Source organism: uncultured Aquabacterium sp., from assembly GCF_947366995.1.
Classification (GTDB): Bacteria; Pseudomonadota; Gammaproteobacteria; order Burkholderiales; family Burkholderiaceae_C; genus Aquabacterium.
The window spans coordinates 1-15,771 of the sequence record NZ_CANBCC010000086.1 but is presented as its reverse complement, the minus strand read 5'-3'; the positions used below and the strand labels follow the sequence as shown (position 1 = coordinate 15,771).

At 69.4% G+C, this 15,771-nt stretch carries 12 protein-coding genes; 10 read left to right on the top strand and 2 right to left on the bottom strand.

Going from position 1 to position 15,771, the window contains the following annotated elements:
* Positions 1 to 231 precede the first annotated feature (231 nt).
* From Q0Z44_RS16705 to Q0Z44_RS16690, 4 genes are all read left to right on the top strand, one after another.
* Positions 232 to 2,019 carry a methyl-accepting chemotaxis protein gene (locus tag Q0Z44_RS16705; protein WP_298014871.1) on the top strand — a complete coding sequence of 596 codons (1,788 nt, stop codon included), beginning with the start codon at positions 232 to 234 and terminating at the stop codon, positions 2,017 to 2,019.
* Positions 2,020 to 2,168: 149 nt separating this feature from the next.
* The gene (gene otnI, locus Q0Z44_RS16700) at positions 2,169 to 2,996 is read left to right on the top strand and encodes a 2-oxo-tetronate isomerase (protein WP_298014869.1); all 828 of its coding nucleotides are present in this window, start codon (positions 2,169 to 2,171) and stop codon (positions 2,994 to 2,996) included.
* Between the two features lie 62 nt (positions 2,997 to 3,058).
* Complete coding sequence (locus Q0Z44_RS16695; RefSeq protein ID WP_298014867.1) at positions 3,059 to 3,943, top strand: alpha/beta hydrolase; 885 nt, start codon at positions 3,059 to 3,061, stop codon at positions 3,941 to 3,943.
* A 38-nt stretch (positions 3,944 to 3,981) separates the two neighbouring features.
* Entirely contained in the window at positions 3,982 to 4,539 is a 558-nt protein-coding gene (locus tag Q0Z44_RS16690; RefSeq protein WP_298014865.1) for a YaeQ family protein, read from the top strand.
* A 13-nt stretch (positions 4,540 to 4,552) separates the two neighbouring features.
* Here the strand turns inward: Q0Z44_RS16690 and Q0Z44_RS16685 are convergent, their stop codons facing one another.
* The gene (locus Q0Z44_RS16685) at positions 4,553 to 6,241 is read right to left on the bottom strand and encodes a long-chain-fatty-acid--CoA ligase (RefSeq protein ID WP_298014863.1); all 1,689 of its coding nucleotides are present in this window, start codon (positions 6,239 to 6,241) and stop codon (positions 4,553 to 4,555) included.
* Between the two features lie 402 nt (positions 6,242 to 6,643).
* Between Q0Z44_RS16685 and Q0Z44_RS16680 the strand changes: the two genes are divergently transcribed.
* Positions 6,644 to 8,191 (top strand): methyl-accepting chemotaxis protein, encoded by a 1,548-nt coding sequence (locus Q0Z44_RS16680; RefSeq protein ID WP_298014861.1) that lies wholly within the window; start codon positions 6,644 to 6,646, stop codon positions 8,189 to 8,191.
* Between the two features lie 60 nt (positions 8,192 to 8,251).
* On the opposite strand, the gene Q0Z44_RS16675 is transcribed toward Q0Z44_RS16680, so the two are convergent.
* Positions 8,252 to 9,445 (bottom strand): amino acid aminotransferase, encoded by a 1,194-nt coding sequence (locus Q0Z44_RS16675; RefSeq protein ID WP_294639341.1) that lies wholly within the window; start codon positions 9,443 to 9,445, stop codon positions 8,252 to 8,254.
* A gap of 189 nt (positions 9,446 to 9,634) precedes the next feature.
* Between Q0Z44_RS16675 and Q0Z44_RS16670 the strand changes: the two genes are divergently transcribed.
* The 5 genes from Q0Z44_RS16670 to Q0Z44_RS16650 all read left to right on the top strand — a co-directional run bounded on the left by Q0Z44_RS16670 (position 9,635) and on the right by Q0Z44_RS16650 (position 15,739).
* Positions 9,635 to 10,753: an S-(hydroxymethyl)glutathione dehydrogenase/class III alcohol dehydrogenase gene (locus tag Q0Z44_RS16670; RefSeq protein ID WP_298014859.1), complete on the top strand. Its 1,119-nt coding sequence runs from the start codon at positions 9,635 to 9,637 to the stop codon at positions 10,751 to 10,753.
* A gap of 12 nt (positions 10,754 to 10,765) precedes the next feature.
* Positions 10,766 to 11,647 (top strand): S-formylglutathione hydrolase, encoded by an 882-nt coding sequence (gene fghA, locus Q0Z44_RS16665; protein WP_298014857.1) that lies wholly within the window; start codon positions 10,766 to 10,768, stop codon positions 11,645 to 11,647.
* 38 nt (positions 11,648 to 11,685) lie between these two features.
* Positions 11,686 to 12,903 (top strand): PQQ-dependent sugar dehydrogenase, encoded by a 1,218-nt coding sequence (locus tag Q0Z44_RS16660; RefSeq protein WP_298014855.1) that lies wholly within the window; start codon positions 11,686 to 11,688, stop codon positions 12,901 to 12,903.
* Positions 12,904 to 13,003: 100 nt separating this feature from the next.
* Complete coding sequence (locus tag Q0Z44_RS16655; RefSeq protein WP_298014853.1) at positions 13,004 to 15,097, top strand: TonB-dependent receptor; 2,094 nt, start codon at positions 13,004 to 13,006, stop codon at positions 15,095 to 15,097.
* Positions 15,098 to 15,115: 18 nt separating this feature from the next.
* Complete coding sequence (locus Q0Z44_RS16650; protein ID WP_298014851.1) at positions 15,116 to 15,739, top strand: flavin reductase family protein; 624 nt, start codon at positions 15,116 to 15,118, stop codon at positions 15,737 to 15,739.
* Positions 15,740 to 15,771: the final 32 nt, after the last annotated feature.

The window sequence follows — 15,771 nt, the reverse complement described above, 5'->3', positions numbered from 1 at the left end:
GCCGAACGACACTCTTTCCCTACACGACGCTCTTCCGATCTAGCCGCCTGGGCGGTGGGCGCGGAAGGGGGGGCAGACATGCGGGGATTGTAGGAAGCGGGGCCGGATTAGCCCTCGGAAAGCGGACTTTTTGCCACTTCAGGTTTCAGTTCCACGCGGATGATGCCGATAGAACCGAACGGGTGAGGCACCAGGCTTCATGGAGCGCTGTCGCCCGAAGCAGGAGGCAAAATGAACTTTCGCACCAAAATCTGGATGCTGCCGGTGAGCGCCGCCGCGGTGTTCATGGTGGGCGTCGCTGTCAGCATCTTCGTGGGAGACCGCACGTCGGCCGTCCTCGACCAGCTCTACCAGGTCGACAACCCCCACATGGCCCACGTGATGACCGTGGACCGCGCCACCGAACAACTTCGTCTGACGCTGCAGACGGCTGCCGCCGAGGGCGAGGCCGAGAAGCTCAAGGAAGCCGAGGCCCAGGTGGGCACGGCCCGCACGGCACTGGATGCCATGGCCCGGCTGCCGGAAAAATCCGGCGTGGCCAAGGAACTGAGCGGCGCCTTCGATGCCTACCAGGCCGCGGCCATCGGCGCCACCCGCGCATTGCTGACCAGCCAGCCCCCCGGCGACCTGGTTACCCAGATGCAGAGCAGTCTGCAGGTCCTGCAGAAGGCCCTCGACACGCGCAAGACCGAAGCGCGCAGCGCCATCGACACCGCCCAGGCCAGCGCCAACAGCGGCGTGAAGACCGCGCTGTGGGTCACGGTCGGCACGGGCGTCATCGTGCTGGGCGTGCTTGGCCTGATGTCCGCCGCCATCGTGAACTCGGTGTGGCGTGACCTGGGCGCCGAGCCCACCGCGCTGCGCGACGCCGTTTCCCGCATCGCGGACGGCGACCTTGATCTGAACCTGCAGCGCACGCCGGGCGACGAGGGCTCGCTGCACGCCTCGGTGGTGGCCATGACGCACAAGCTGCGCGACACCATCGGCGTGATCCGCCAGGCCACCGATTCGATCAGCACCGCCTCGACCGAGATTGCCACCGGCAACCAGGACCTGTCGATGCGCACCGAGCAGACGGCGTCGAACCTGCAGCAGACCGCCAGTTCGATGGAGCAGCTGACCGGCACCGTGCGCCAGAGCGCCGACTCGGCCCGCCAGGCCAACCAGCTGGCCTCCGGCGCCGCCACGGCCGCACAGCAGGGCGAGCACATCGTCTCGCAGGTGGTGGCCAACATGGCCGAGATCGACGGCGCCAGCCGCAAGATCACCGACATCATCACCGTGATCGACGGCATCGCCTTCCAGACCAACATCCTGGCGCTGAACGCCGCGGTGGAAGCCGCCCGCGCCGGCGAACAGGGCCGCGGCTTTGCCGTGGTGGCCGGTGAAGTGCGCACGCTGGCCCAGCGCAGCGCCCAGGCCGCCAAAGAAATCAAGACGCTGATCAACGCGTCGAGCGAGAAGGTGGAATCGGGCTCGCGCCTGGTGAAGGACGCCGGCAACTCGATGAACGAGATCCTGACCAGCGTGCAGCGCGTGTCGGACATCATCGGCGAGATCAGCGCCGCCTCGACCGAGCAGAGCCAGGGCATCGGCCAGGTCAACCAGGCCGTGACGCAACTCGATCAGATGACGCAGCAGAACGCCGCGCTGGTGGAAGAATCGGCCGCCGCGGCAGAAAGTCTGAAGGATCAGGCCGCGCGCCTGGCCCAGGCCGTGTCCGCGTTCAAGCTGGGCGGCGGTGCCTCCCGCAGCCTGGGCGTGACGCCGGTGACCCCGATTCCGACGCCGAGCGCCCCCGCCAGCACCGTCGACAACGTGGCCCACACCGCCATCGCGAAGGCCCAGGCCGCCGCCCGTGAACCGGTCAAGCCGCTGCCCAAGGCAAGCCCGGCTGCCGCTCCGGCCACACCCAAGGCCCCCGCCCCGGCCCGCGCCAGCCTGCCGCACACGCCGCCGGCCGAACCGGTGGCCGTGGCCGCCCGCCCCCCGGCCGACGACGACTGGGAAACCTTCTGATCTGCCCCCCAGGCCGTCGCTGACGGCCTCTGCCCCTCTCCAGGCCGACCGGTTCTCCGGTCGGCCTGTCTGTTTCTGGCGCGCATCAACCGCGGTGATCTGACGGGGCGTGTCAAGCGTGGCACCCAGGCCTGCGCTACGCTGTGGCGATGTCATCGCCCCGCCCCGCCCCGCTGCGCTTTGCCGCCAACCTGAGCTGGCTCTATACCGAGCTGCCATTTTTAGACCGCTTTGCCGCCGCCGCCCGCGATGGTTTCACCGGCGTGGAATGCCTGTTCCCGCATGAGCACTCAACGGAAGAAGTGAGCGCACGCTTACGCGATAACGGGCTTCAGCTCGTTCTCTTCAACGCCGAACCCGGTAATTGGACGGGCGGTGAACGGGGCCTGGCCGGCCTGCCAGGGCGGGAAGCCGACTTCCGCCGGGTGGTGAGCGAGGCCCTGGCTCGGGCCGAGGCGCTGGGCTGCCCACGCGTGCACCTGATGGCCGGGCTGTGCGCCGACACACCCGGCACCCGCGACCGGGCCTGGGCCACCTACGAAGCCAACCTGGCCTGGGCCGCCACACAGGCGCAAGCTGCCGGCCGCGTCGTCACCATCGAGCCCATCAATTCGCGCGACATGCCGGGCTACCTGCTGACCCGCCAGGCCGACGCGCACGCGCTGGTGCAACGCATCGGCTCGGCGCATCTGCAGGTGCAGATGGACCTGTACCACGCCCAGATCGTCGACGGCGACCTGACCACCCACCTGAGCGCCGCACTGCCCTCGGGCCGCGTCGGGCATCTGCAGGTGGCCGCCGTGCCCGACCGCGGCGAGCCCGACGATGGCGAACTGAACTGGCCCTGGGTGTGGGATGAACTGCAGCGCCTGGGCTGGTCTGGCTGGATCGGGTGTGAATACCGCCCGCGCCAGGGCTCGGCCCACGACGGCCTGGGCTGGCTGCGGGCGCTGCGCGACGCCGGTCGCGCCATTTGAATCCGCCAGCCAAACCCAACCCCCTTGTTGACCCGACGCCCCCTCCCCTCTGCCCGCCCCCGATGACCGTGACCGCCCTGCCCCCTGCCTTCCCCGCCACCGTGCGTACCCGCGACGGCCTGGCCCTGCACGCCCATGCCTGGCCCGTACCAGACACCGTCCCCGCCCGCGGTGTGGCGGTGATCGTGCACGGCCTGGGCGAGCACCTCGGCCGCTACGCCCATGTGGCGGCCCGCCTGAATGCCCAGGGGTGGCACGTGTTCGGCTGCGACCACCGCGGCCACGGGCGCTCCCCGGGTGCACGCGGTGCGCTGAACGCCGACGACGATTTCCTGCACGACACGGCCGCCGTGGTGGACGCCGCCCGCGCCGCCTGCCCGGGGCTGCCGCTGCTGCTGGTGGGCCACAGCCTGGGCGGCGCCATCGCGGCGCGCTTCGTGGCGGCCCATGCCGCACCGCCCGAATCGGCGCCGTGGGCCCGCCCCGTCAACGCCCTGGTGCTGTCTTCACCCGCGCTGGAGATTCCGATCAGCGCCGTGCAGAAAGGCCTGCTGGCCACCGTCGGCAAACTCACGCCCGACGTGGCGGTGGGCAACGGCCTCAAGCCAGCGTGGATCTGCCACAACCCTGCCACCGTGGCCGCCTATCTGGCCGACCCGCTGGTGCACGACCGCGTCACCGGCCGCCTCACGCGCTTCCTGCTCGATGCGGGGGACAACGTGCTGGCCCGTGCGCCGCACTGGACGGTGCCCACCCTCATCACCTGGGGCGGCGAAGACCGCTGCGTGCGGCCGCAGGGCTCGGAGGCCTTTGTCGCCCAGGCGCCGCGGGCACTTGTTCACGCCGTGCCCTGGCCGCGCCTGTCGCACGAGGTGTTCAACGAAGTCGAGCAGGATCAGGTGCTCGATGCCGTCATGGCGTGGCTGGGCGGCATTTTTGGAGGATGATGGCGGGTTCCCCTTCCGCGACCCGATCCGACACCACCATGGCGCTCAAAGCCACCATCTACAAAGCCCAGATCAACCTGGCCGACATGGACCGCCATGTGTACGCCGACATCGGCGTGACCATTGCGCGGCACCCTTCCGAGACCGACGAACGCATGATGGTGCGCGTGCTGGCCCTGGCCCTGGGCTGGCCCGCCGACACGAACGAAGGCACGCTGGAGCTGGCCAAGGACATGTGGGAGCCGGACGAGCCTGCGCTGTGGCACAAGAACTATTCCGACGAGATCCTGCACTGGGTGGAAGTGGGCCAGCCCGATGACAAGCGCCTGATGAAGGCGGCGGGACGGGCTCGTCGAGTGAGCCTGTGGGCCTTCCAGAGCAGCACACCGATCTGGTGGGACGGCATCGCGAACAAGCTGACGCGGGCTCAGAACCTGACCGTGTGGCAGCTGCCCAGCGAACAGACCCAGGCCCTGGCCGCCTTCGCACAGCGCAGCATGCAGCTGCAGGTCAGCGTGCAGGATGGCACCGTGTGGGTCAGCGACGGCACGACCTCGGTCGAGGTGACGCCCCAGCGCCTCATGGGCCAGGACTGAGCCGGGCGCTGCCTCAGCTGGCCGCGCGGGGCGGGTCGTCGCGCAGGGCCCGACGCAGGATCTTGCCGATCGGCGTCTTGGGCAACTCGGTGCGGAACTCGATGAGCTTGGGCCGCTTGTAGCCGGTCAGATGCTGGGCGCAGTGGGCGCGCACCTGCTCTTCCGTCAGCGCCGCATCGGCCTTGACGACCACCAGCCGCACGGCTTCGCCCGATTGCGCATCGGGCATGCCCACCGCCGCGCACTCCAGCACGCCCTCAAGCGAGGCCACCACGTCCTCGATCTCGTTGGGGTAGACGTTGAAGCCCGACACCAGGATCATGTCCTTCTTGCGATCGACGATCTTGACGTAGCCGCGCTCATCGATGGTGGCGATGTCGCCGGTGCGGAAGAAACCATCCGCCGTCATCACCTTGGCGGTTTCCTCAGGCCGATTCCAGTAGCCGGCCATGACCTGCGGGCCGCGCACGGCCAGCTCGCCCGGCGTGTTCAGCGGCAGTTCGTTGCCGTCTTCATCCAGCACCGTCACCTCGGTCGAGGGCAGCGGCAGGCCGATGGTGCCGCTGAAGGCCGTGCTCTGCACCGGGTTGCACGTGACGGACGGCGAGGTTTCCGACAGGCCGTAGCCTTCGGCCACCGCGCAGCCGGTGCGGTCCTTCCAGAGCTTGGCGGTGGCGTGCTGCACGGCCATGCCCCCGCCCACGCTCAGCCGCAGGTGGCTCCAGTCGACCTTGTCGAAATCGGGGTGGTGGGCCAGGGCATTGAACAGCGTGTTGACGGCCGGAAAGCTGTGAAAGCGCCACTTCTGCAGTTCCTTGAGCGTGGCGGGCAGGTCGCGCGGGTTGGGGATCAGGATGTTGAGCGTGCCCATGCGCAGGCCCAGCATCATGCAGACCGTGAAGCCGAAGATGTGATACAGCGGCAACGCGCACACGATGGCGGTCTGCTCGCCGGGCGGAATCTGCTTGAGCATGGGGCCATTCCACGCCTCGGACTGCAGCAGGTTGGCGATGATGTTGCGGTGCAGGAGGGTGGCGCCCTTGCTCACGCCCGTGGTGCCGCCGGTGTACTGCAGCACGGCCACATCGTCGGGGCCCGGATCGGCCTGCTTGAACGGCAGGCGCGCGCCGCGTTTCAGCGCGGTCTTGAACGGCACTGCCTGCGGCAGGCTGAACGGCGGCACCAGCTTCTTGACCTTGCGCACGACGTGGTTCACCAGCGCGCCCTTGATGAGGCCCAGCATGTCGCCCATGGTGGCCAGCACGACGTGCTGAACGGGGGTGTCCTCCAGCACCTGCTGCAGCGTGGTGGCGAAGTTCTCGAGGATGACGATGGCCTTGCTGCCCGAGTCATTCAACTGGTGGTGCAGCTCGCGCGGCGTGTACAGCGGGTTGACGTTGACCACCACATAGCCCGCGCGCAGGATGGCGGCCACGGTCACCGGGTACTGGGGGATGTTGGGCAGCATGACGGCCACACGGTCGCCCGGCTGCAGTCCCAGGCTCTGCAGGTAGGCAGCCATTGCGCGTGATGCGACGTCGATGTCGGCGAACTGCCAGCGCTGCCCCATGAAACCGAACGCCGACAGGCGGACATGCCGGCTGAAGCCCTCGTCCATGAGGGCCACAAGCGAGCGGTAGGCCGAAGGGTCAATGGTGTGCGGCACCCCCGGCGGGTAGTGCCTGAGCCAGATCTTGTCCATCTCCGTGTCTCCTGCAGGCCGCGACGCCCGCGCCAGTCTGGGCTCCCCATTCTTCCAAGGAAGGCGCCCCCGATGTGCGGGGGATGGCCCCAATGGCGCCGCACGAACGTTCGGTTCTGCACCCGTTTTCCCGCGTCGTGAAAACGCCCGGATGCCTTGAAGTCACGTGGTACGCGGCGGTTCTTCGAGGGTTCGCCCGCAGCGGCCCTACCTAGGATTCATCCCACTGCGGCCCTTCCTCGGGCCGACAGCAGCCGCCTCGGGTGATGGGGCGCGGGTGCCACCGGTCGGCTGCCCGCGCCCCGTCGATGTCCCCGCCTGGCGGGCCGGTGAGCCCCGGGGTGTCCCTCTGCAGACCCTGACTGGTTCACAACAATGTTTTCATGGTTCAGACAGATCAGCGTGGCCCGAAGGCTGCGCGCCCTCGTGCTGGCGTCGGTGCTGTGCGTGCTCGGCGTGGCATGCGCCCTCCTCTGGGTCTCCTACCAACACCAGCTGGCCGACCGGCAGCGCGCCGTGCAGCACACCGTCGAGGTGGCGCACGGCATCCTGCAATGGGCCCATGACGGGCAGCTCAGCGGCCGGCTGAGCCAGCAGGCTGCCCAACAGGAGGCAAAGGCCGCCCTGGCCCGGCTGCGCTACGGCGGCAGCGAGTACTTCTGGGTCAATGACATGCACCCGCGCGTCGTGCTGCACCCCATCAAGCCCGAACTCGACGGCCGCGACGTGAGCCAGATGGCCGACCCCAACGGGCTGCGCCTGTTCCAGGCCTTTGTCGACACCGTCAAGCAGCACGGGGCGGGCTTCGTGCCCTACCAGTGGCCGCGGCCCGGGGCGGTCGATCCGGTCGACAAGGTGTCCTACGTCAAGGGCTTTGCGCCATGGGGCTGGATCGTGGGCTCGGGCCTCTACATCGACGACCTGCAGGCCGCCTTCCATGCGCAGATGGCGTGGACGCTCGGCGGCGCACTCGTGCTGGCTGCCGGCCTGGCGGTGCTGGGCGAGCGCACGGCCCGCGACCTGGCCCGCGGGGTGCGTGAAGCCGTGTCGCGAGCCGAAGCCATCGCCCAGGGCGACATCGCGCAGGGTCAGGCTCCGCACCCCCTGGCCTCGGGCCGGGATGAGATCGCCCATCTTCTGAAGGCGATGCAGGCCATGAGCGCGGGACTGGATCACACGGTGAGCCAGGTGCACGAGGCTGTGAACAACGTGGCGCTGGCGAGCGCGCAGATCGCCGCTGGCAACACCGACCTGAGTGCGCGCACCGAGCAGGCCGCAGCGCGCTTGCAGCACACGGCGGCGTCGATGGAGGAGCTGACCAGCACGGTGCAGCACAACAGCAGCTCGTCGGGCTCGGCGCAGCATCAGGCCGCGGCGGCCTCGGAGCAGGCCCAGCGGGGCGGCGAGGTCGTGGCCGAGGTCGTGAGCACGATGGAGGCCATCCACACCAGCGCCCGCAAGATCACCGAGATCATCACCGTGATCGACGGCATCGCTTTCCAGACGAACATCCTGGCCCTGAACGCCGCCGTCGAGGCCGCCCGCGCCGGTGAGCAGGGCCGGGGGTTCGCCGTGGTGGCCGGTGAGGTGCGCACGCTGGCACAGCGCAGCGCCCAGGCCGCACGCGAGATCAAGAGCCTGATTCAGGCCTCGACCCAGCAGGTGGAAAACGGCGCCCGGCTCGTGCATGACGCCGGCGAGCGCATGCACTCGATCGTGGGCTCGGTGGCCGCCGTGAACGACTTGATCCAGGAGATTGCGCACGCCACACGCGAGCAGAGCCAGGGCGTGGGCACGGTGCACGAGGCGGTGAGTGAACTGGACCAGATGACGCAGCAGAACGCGGCACTGGTGGAGGAATCGGCCGCGGCGGCGGGCAGCCTGCATGAGCAGGCACGCCACCTGGCCGAGGTGGTGGGACGTTTCAGGCTCAGTGGTCGCCCTGGCTGAAGCGTTCCGTCATCTGCTGTGAAAGCCGGCCAGCCTGTGCGGTGGCCGGCTTTTTTTCGTTCAGCGCAGCACGGCGGCGAAGGCCTCGGCCACGCGGTCGACGTTGTTGGCGTTCAGGCCGGCGGCACACATGCGACCCGAGCGCAGCACGTACACGCCGTGCTCGGTGCGCAGGGCATCGGCCTGCTCGGGGCTCACGCCGGTGTAGCTGAACATGCCGCGCTGGTCGATGAAGTAGCGCACGTCACGGCCGGGCAGCTGGGCCACCACGCCGTCGTACAGGCGCTGGCGCATGACCTTGATGCGCTCGCGCATGGCGGTCAGCTCGTCGGCCCACAGCTGGCGCAACGCGGGCGTCTGCAGCACGCGGGCCACGATCTGCGCGCCGTGCGTGGGCGGGCTGGAGTAGTTGCGGCGCACGGCCGACATCAGCTGGCCCAGCACCAGCTGCGCCTGGGCCTTGTCCGGGCAGACCACGCTGAGGCCGCCCACGCGCTCGCCGTACAGCGAGAAGCTCTTGGAAAACGAGTTGGCCACGAAGAAGCTCACACCGGCATCGGCCAGCGCGCGCAGCGCAAATGCGTCTTCGTCGATGCCGTCACCAAAGCCCTGGTAGGCGATGTCGAGGTAGGGCAGCAGGTTGCGGCGCTTGAGCACCTCGATCAGCTGCGTCCACTGCGCCGGGTTCAGGTCGACGCCGGTGGGGTTGTGGCAGCAGGCGTGCAGCAGCACGATGCTCTTGGCCGGCAGCGCGTCGATCGCCGTCAGCATGGCATCGAACTTCAGGCCCTTGGTGGCCGGGTCGTAGTACGGGTAGGTGTTGACCTGGAAACCCGCGCCTTCGAACATGGCGCGGTGGTTGTCCCAGGTCGGGTCGCTCACCCACACCTGTGAATCGGGGAAGTAGCGCTTGAGGAAGTCGCCGCCCACCTTCAGGCCGCCCGAGCCGCCCAGGGTCTGGATGGTGGCGATGCGGCCACTGCGCACTGCTTCATGGTCGGCCCCGAACAGCAGGTGCTGCACGGCCTCGCGGTAGGCGGGGTGGCCCGTCATGGGCAGATAGGGCTTGGGGCCGATGGCCGACAGCAGCGCCGACTCGGCCTCGCGCACGGCGTTCATCACCGGCAGGCGGCCTTCGTTGTCGAAGTAGATGCCGATGCTCAGGTTGATCTTGCCCGCGCGCGGGTCCTTCTGGAAGTCTTCGTTGAGCGTGAGGATGGGGTCGCCGGGGTAGGCGTCGACGTGCTGAAACATGCGAGGGCTCCTGGTCTTCGGGCGCGCGGCATCGCCAGACACCGCAGCCCGCCATTATCCGGCGCGCAAGCACCAGCGACTTCCTCGGACATGGGTTTGCCGCTATCGTGGTGCCTCGCGCCATGCAGCGCACCGGGGCATGACTTCCCCACGTCATCGCCCCTCCCTCATCCACAGGAGCCCTTGCCCATGAAAACCCGTGCCGCCGTCGCCTGGAAAGCCGGTGCCCCGCTGACCATCGAAACCGTCGACCTGGAGGGCCCGCGCGAAGGCGAGGTGCTCGTCGAGGTCAAGGCCACCGGCATCTGCCACACCGATTACTACACGTTGTCGGGCGCCGACCCCGAAGGCCTGTTCCCCGCCATCCTGGGCCATGAAGGCGCTGGCGTGGTCGTCGACGTCGGCCCGGGCGTCAAGAGCCTGCGCCCCGGCGACCACGTGATCCCGCTCTACACGCCCGAGTGCCGCGAGTGCAAGTTCTGCCTGAGCCGCAAGACCAACCTGTGCCAGAAGATCCGCGCCACGCAGGGCAAGGGCCTGATGCCCGATGGCACCTCGCGCTTCTCGCTCAACGGCCAGCCCATCCTGCACTACATGGGCACCAGCACCTTTGCCAACCACATCGTCGCGCCCGAAATTGCGCTGGCCAAGATCCGCCCCGACGCGCCCTTCGACAAGGTCTGCTACATCGGCTGCGGCGTGACGACCGGCGTGGGCGCCGTGCTGTTCACCGCCAAGGTGGAGGCCGGGGCCAACGTGGTCGTCTTCGGCCTGGGCGGCATCGGCCTGAACGTGATCCAGGGCGCCAAAATGGTGGGCGCCGACAAGATCATCGGCATCGACCTGAACCCCGAACGCGAGGCCATGGCGCGGAAGTTCGGCATGACGCACTTCCTGAACCCGAAGGACGTGGAAGCCGCCGGCGGCAACATCGTGGATGCCATCGTGCAGCTGACGGACGGCGGCGCCGACTACAGCTTCGAGTGCATCGGCAACGTCAAGACCATGCGCCAGTCGCTCGAGTGCTGCCACAAGGGCTGGGGCCGCTCCATCATCATCGGCGTGGCCGAGGCCGGTGCCGAGATCAGCACCCGCCCCTTCCAGCTGGTGACCGGCCGCAAGTGGGAAGGCTCGGCCTTCGGCGGCGCGCGCGGCCGCACCGACGTGCCCAAGATCGTCGACTGGTACATGGAAGGCAAGCTCAACATCGACGACCTGATCACGCACACGCTCAAGCTCGAACAGATCAACGAGGGCTTCGACCTGATGAAGCGCGGCGAGTCGATCCGTTCGGTCGTCGTGTACTGACGAAAGGCCACCATGAGCACGCTCGAACTGCTCAGCGAGCACGCCTGCTTCGGCGGCGTGCAGCGCTTCTACCGCCACGCCTCGATGGCCACGGGCACGCCCATGCAGTTCGGCGTGTTCCTGCCGCTGCAGGCGCTCGAAGCCGGTGCGAAGGTGCCGGTGCTGTTTTACCTGGCCGGCCTGACCTGCACCGAAGAGACGTTCGCCATCAAGGCCGGCGCGCAGCAGCATGCGGCCCGCCTGGGTCTGGCCATCGTGACACCGGACACCAGCCCGCGCGGCACCGATGTCCCCGGTCAGGCCGACAGCTGGGACTTCGGCGTGGCAGCAGGCTTCTACCTCGACGCCACCGAGCCCCCCTGGTCGACGAACTGGCGCATGGAAACCTATGTGACCGAGGAACTGCATCAGCTGGTGGGCCACCATCTGCCCGTCGACCTGACCCACGCAGGGATCTTCGGGCACTCGATGGGCGGCCATGGTGCGCTGACGCTGGCCCTGCGCCACCCGGGCCAGTACCGCTCGCTGTCGGCGCTTGCACCGATCTGCCACCCCACCGACTGCCCGTGGGGAGAGAAGGCCTTCACCGGCTACCTCGGGGCCTCGCGTGCGGCCTGGGACGCCCACGACGCCACGGTGTTGATGGGGCAATCGCCCACGGTGCCCTTCCCGGATGGCATCCTGATCGACCAGGGCCTGGCCGACAAGTTCCTGCCCACGCAGCTGCGGCCGGAGGCCTTCGAGATCGCATGCCGCACGCGCGGACAGCCGCTGACGCTGCGCCGGCATGCGGGTTACGACCACGGCTATTACTTCATTCAGAGCGTGGTGGCCGACCACCTGGCCCACCATGCCCGCACGCTGCGGGCCGACCGGGCGCCGCTCGCCGACTGACACGGCGGCCCCGACGCCGCGCTGAAAGAAGGGATCCCATGCGTTGTTCGCCTCTGCCTTTTGCCAGCCGGCCCGCGCGGGCCGCGGCGCTGCTGCTCAGCGCGGTGCTCGCAGCCTGCACCCCGACCCTGAGCCCCGAGGCCCAGGCGGCGCTGCCCGGCGCGACGGGCCCCGGCGGGCCCGTGCTGGCCGTGAAGACCCAGACCGTGGCGCAGAGCCTGCGCAATCCGTGGGGGCTGGCCTTCCTGCCCGATGGCACGATGCTGGTGACCGAGCGCGGCGGCACACTGCAGCGGGTGGCAGCCGACGGGAAGGTGTCGTCCATCGGCGGCGTGCCCGCGGTGCAGGCGCGCGGTCAGGGCGGCCTGCTGGATGTGGCGATCGACCCCGATTTCGGCAAGACCGCCTGGGTCTACCTCAGCTTCAGCGAGCCCGGCCGCGGCCCGGAAGACGGATTGGCCGGCACCGCGGTTGCGCGGGGCCGCCTGCAGGGACAGCAGCTGGTCGACGTGCAGATCATCTTCCGCCAGACCCCGAAGGTGCGCGGCACCGGCCACTTCGGTTCACGCCTGGTGTTCGCACGCGACGGCACGCTGTTCGTGACATTGGGCGAGCGCATGCAGGACTCGCCCAGCGCACCCGGCCGCGACTTCGCGCAGAACCTGCAGACCACCTTCGGCAAGGTGGTGCGGATTCATCGCGATGGCCGCATCCCGGCCGACAACCCGACGTGGGCGAGCCCGGCGCTGCCCGGCATCTGGAGCACCGGCCACCGCAACCCGCAGGGCGCTGCGCTGCATCCGGACACCGGCGAGCTGTGGGTGGTGGAGCACGGCCCGCAAGGTGGAGACGAGCTCAACCGCGCGCTGGCCGGGCGCAACTTCGGCTGGCCTCTGCGCAGCTATGGCTGCCCGTATGGCAGCGTGGGCAGCAACGAGACCTGCCGCGTGCAGGGCGGCACACATGCGCCCACGTTCACCGAGCCCGTCAGCACCTGGGTGCCCTCGGTCTCACCCAGTGGCCTGGCGTTCTACACCGGCGAGCGCTACCCCGGCTGGAAGGGCAGCCTGTTCACCGGCGCCCTGAGCGGCCGCGCCCTGTGGCGCCTGGTGCTGCGCGATGGCCAGTTGGTGTCGCGCGAGCCACTGCTGCAAAACCTGGGCGAGCGCATCCGCGATGTGCGGCAGGGCCCCGACGGCTGGCTCTACCTGCTGACCGACAGCGACGAGGGGCGACTGTTGCGCGTGGTGCGCTGACCGCGCGTTCGGGGGCGGACTCACTGGCACACTGCGGACTTTGTTTCCGCCCTGCCCGTGCGCCGGCTGCGCCGTCCTTGTCATGCGTTCCATTGTCCTGTTGTCCTTTTCCTTGATGGCCCAAGCCGGCCGGCGGGTGCTGCTGCCCGCCGCGCTGGGCTGGGCCGCGCTCGGCGCGCAAGCCGCCGAGCCGCCGGCGCCGGGCGAAGCACCGGACGTCGCAGTCAAGGCCAACTACCTCAACGCCGTGGGCAGCACCGATGCGGCCAGCGAAGGCACCGTGACCCGCGCCCTGCTGCAGCGCCGGCCCACGCTCAGGCCGGCCGAGGTGCTGGAGTTCGTGCCGGGCGTGATCGTGTCGCAGCACAGCGGCGGCGGCAAGGCCAACCAGTACTACCTGCGCGGCTTCAACCTGGACCACGGCACCGACTTCGCCACCTGGGTGGACGGCATGCCGGCCAACATGCCGAGCCACGCGCACGGCCAGGGCTACACCGACCTGAACTGGCTCATCCCCGAGCTGATCGACCGCATCCACTACCGCAAGGGCCCGTATGCAGCTGAGGACGGCGACTTTGCGTCGGCCGGCTCGGCCCGCCTGACCCTGGTGGACCGGCTGCCACGCGGGCTGGCCAGCCTCACCCTCGGCAGCTACGACCACGCCCGCGTGCTGCTGGCCGACTCGGCCGACCGCCCGCAAGGGGGTACCTGGCTGTACGCCCTCGAGGCCAGCCACCACCACGGGCCGTGGGATCAGGGCGAAGGCCTCAAGCGCTTCAATGGCGTGCTGCGCTACACGCAGGCCGAGGGCGACACCCGGCAGTCGTGGACGGCCATGGCCTACCGCGCCCGCTGGCGCGCGACCGACCAGGTGCCGCAGCGCGCCGTCGCCTCCGGCCTGATCGGCCGCTTTGGCGCCATCGACCCGACCGACCACGGCGACACCGAGCGCCTGAGCCTGTCCTGGAACCGCCTGACCGTGGTCCACGACGGGGAATGGCAACTGAGCGCCTGGGCACTGGCTTCGCGGCTCACGCTGTTTTCCAACTTCACTTACAACCTCGACAACCCGACCACGGGCGACCAGTTCGAGCAGGCCGAATCGCGCCATGCAGCGGAGTTGCAGGCCAGCCGCCTGTGGCGCACCACGCTGGCCGGCCGCGAGACCGAACACACGGTGGGCCTGCAACTGCGCCACGATCACCTGGCGCCGGTGGGCCTGTACACCGCTGCGGGCGGCCGGCGCGTGGACGTGACGCAGGAAAGCCGGGTCAACGACACACTGCTCGGGCTGTATGCCCAGAACAGCACGCGCTGGTTGCCCTGGTTGCGCAGCATCGCCGGCGTTCGCCATGACCAGGTGTCTGCGCGCGTGCGCAGTTCGATTGCCGATAACAGCGGCAGCCGACAGGCTCATCTCGTGAGCCCCAAGCTCTCTCTGGTCTTCGGCCCCTGGGCCCGCACCGAGGTCTTCGCCCATGCCGGCCAGGGCTACCACCGCAACGACGCGCGGGGCATGACGGCCCGGGTGGCGGCGCGCAGCGGCGAGGCCGTCGATGCCGCCGTGCCGCTGGTGCGCACGCGAGGCGCCGAGCTGGGCCTGCGTGGCGAATGGCTGCCCGGCCTGCAGACCTCGCTGTCGGTGTGGCGCCTGGACCTGGCCTCGGAGCTGGTGTTCGTCGGCGATGCCGGTGAAACCGAAGCCAGCGGCGCGAGCCGTCGCCATGGCATCGAGTTCAACAACCACTGGCAGGCGCGCCCCTGGCTGCTGCTGGATGCCGACCTCGCGTTCTCGCAGGCACGCTTCCGCGCCGAGCAAGGCGAGGCCCCTCATGCCGGTCGCCACGTACCGGGCGCCGTGCGCACCGTGGCTGCCCTGGGCGCCACCCTCACCGACCTCGGCCCTTGGTCGGCCCAGTTCCAGCTGCGCTACTTCGGCCCCCGCCCTCTGATCGAAGACAACAGCGTGCGCTCCAAGGGCACCACGCTGGCCTACCTGCGCGTGGGCCACCAGCTCACGCGCGACGTCAAGGTGGCGCTCGACGTGTTCAACGTGTTCAACCGCCGGGTCAGTGACATCGACTACTTCTACACCTCGCGTCTGGCCGGTGAGCCCGCCGAGGGCATCGCCGACATCCACAGCCACCCGGCAGAGCCTCGCAGTTTTCGCCTCACCGTGGCGATGTCATTCTGACCGGCCTACAGTGATGGCATGACCGACATCGACCGCCATTACTACGAACCGGCGCAGGGCCACGGCCTCGCGCACGACCCGTTCAACGCCATCGTTGCGCCCCGGCCCATCGGCTGGATTGGCACGCGCAGTGGCAACGGCATCGCCAACCTCGCGCCGTACAGTTTCTTCAACGCCTTCAACTACGTGCCGCCCATCGTGGGCTTTGCGAGCCTGGGCGACAAGGACAGCCTGCGCAACGCGCGCGAAACCGGCGTCTTCACCTGGAACCTCGCCACCCGGCCGCTGGCCGAGGCGATGAACGCCAGCTGCGCCGCCGTGCCGCCCGAAGTCGACGAATTCCAGCTCGCCGGCCTGACGGCCGTGGCCGGCCGGCGTGTGGCCGCCCCGCGCGTGGCCGAAAGCCCGGTCTCGTTCGAATGCCGCGTCAGCCAGATCATCCCGCTGCAGACAGCGGATGGCGCGCCCATCCCGACCTGGCTGGTGATGGGCGAGGTGGTGGCCGTGCACATCGCCCGCCACCTGATCCGCGACGGCGTGTACGACACCGCCGCGGCCGAGCCCATCATGCGGGGCGGCGGCCCGGCCGACTACTTCGGCGTCACCGAGGCACAGCGCTTCCGGATGGCCCGCCCGCGCTGACCGGGCTCACAGCCCCGCCCACCGTCGCGCCC

Coding starts and splice junctions, on each gene's coding strand:
- Q0Z44_RS16705 (WP_298014871.1), top strand. CDS start 232: ATGAACTTTCGCACCAAAATCTGGATGCTGCCGGTGAGCGCCGCCGCG.
- otnI (WP_298014869.1), top strand. CDS start 2,169: ATGTCATCGCCCCGCCCCGCCCCGCTGCGCTTTGCCGCCAACCTGAGC.
- Q0Z44_RS16695 (WP_298014867.1), top strand. CDS start 3,059: ATGACCGTGACCGCCCTGCCCCCTGCCTTCCCCGCCACCGTGCGTACC.
- Q0Z44_RS16690 (WP_298014865.1), top strand. CDS start 3,982: ATGGCGCTCAAAGCCACCATCTACAAAGCCCAGATCAACCTGGCCGAC.
- Q0Z44_RS16685 (WP_298014863.1), bottom strand. CDS start 6,241: ATGGACAAGATCTGGCTCAGGCACTACCCGCCGGGGGTGCCGCACACC.
- Q0Z44_RS16675 (WP_294639341.1), bottom strand. CDS start 9,445: ATGTTTCAGCACGTCGACGCCTACCCCGGCGACCCCATCCTCACGCTC.
- Q0Z44_RS16670 (WP_298014859.1), top strand. CDS start 9,635: ATGAAAACCCGTGCCGCCGTCGCCTGGAAAGCCGGTGCCCCGCTGACC.
- fghA (WP_298014857.1), top strand. CDS start 10,766: ATGAGCACGCTCGAACTGCTCAGCGAGCACGCCTGCTTCGGCGGCGTG.
- Q0Z44_RS16660 (WP_298014855.1), top strand. CDS start 11,686: ATGCGTTGTTCGCCTCTGCCTTTTGCCAGCCGGCCCGCGCGGGCCGCG.
- Q0Z44_RS16650 (WP_298014851.1), top strand. CDS start 15,116: ATGACCGACATCGACCGCCATTACTACGAACCGGCGCAGGGCCACGGC.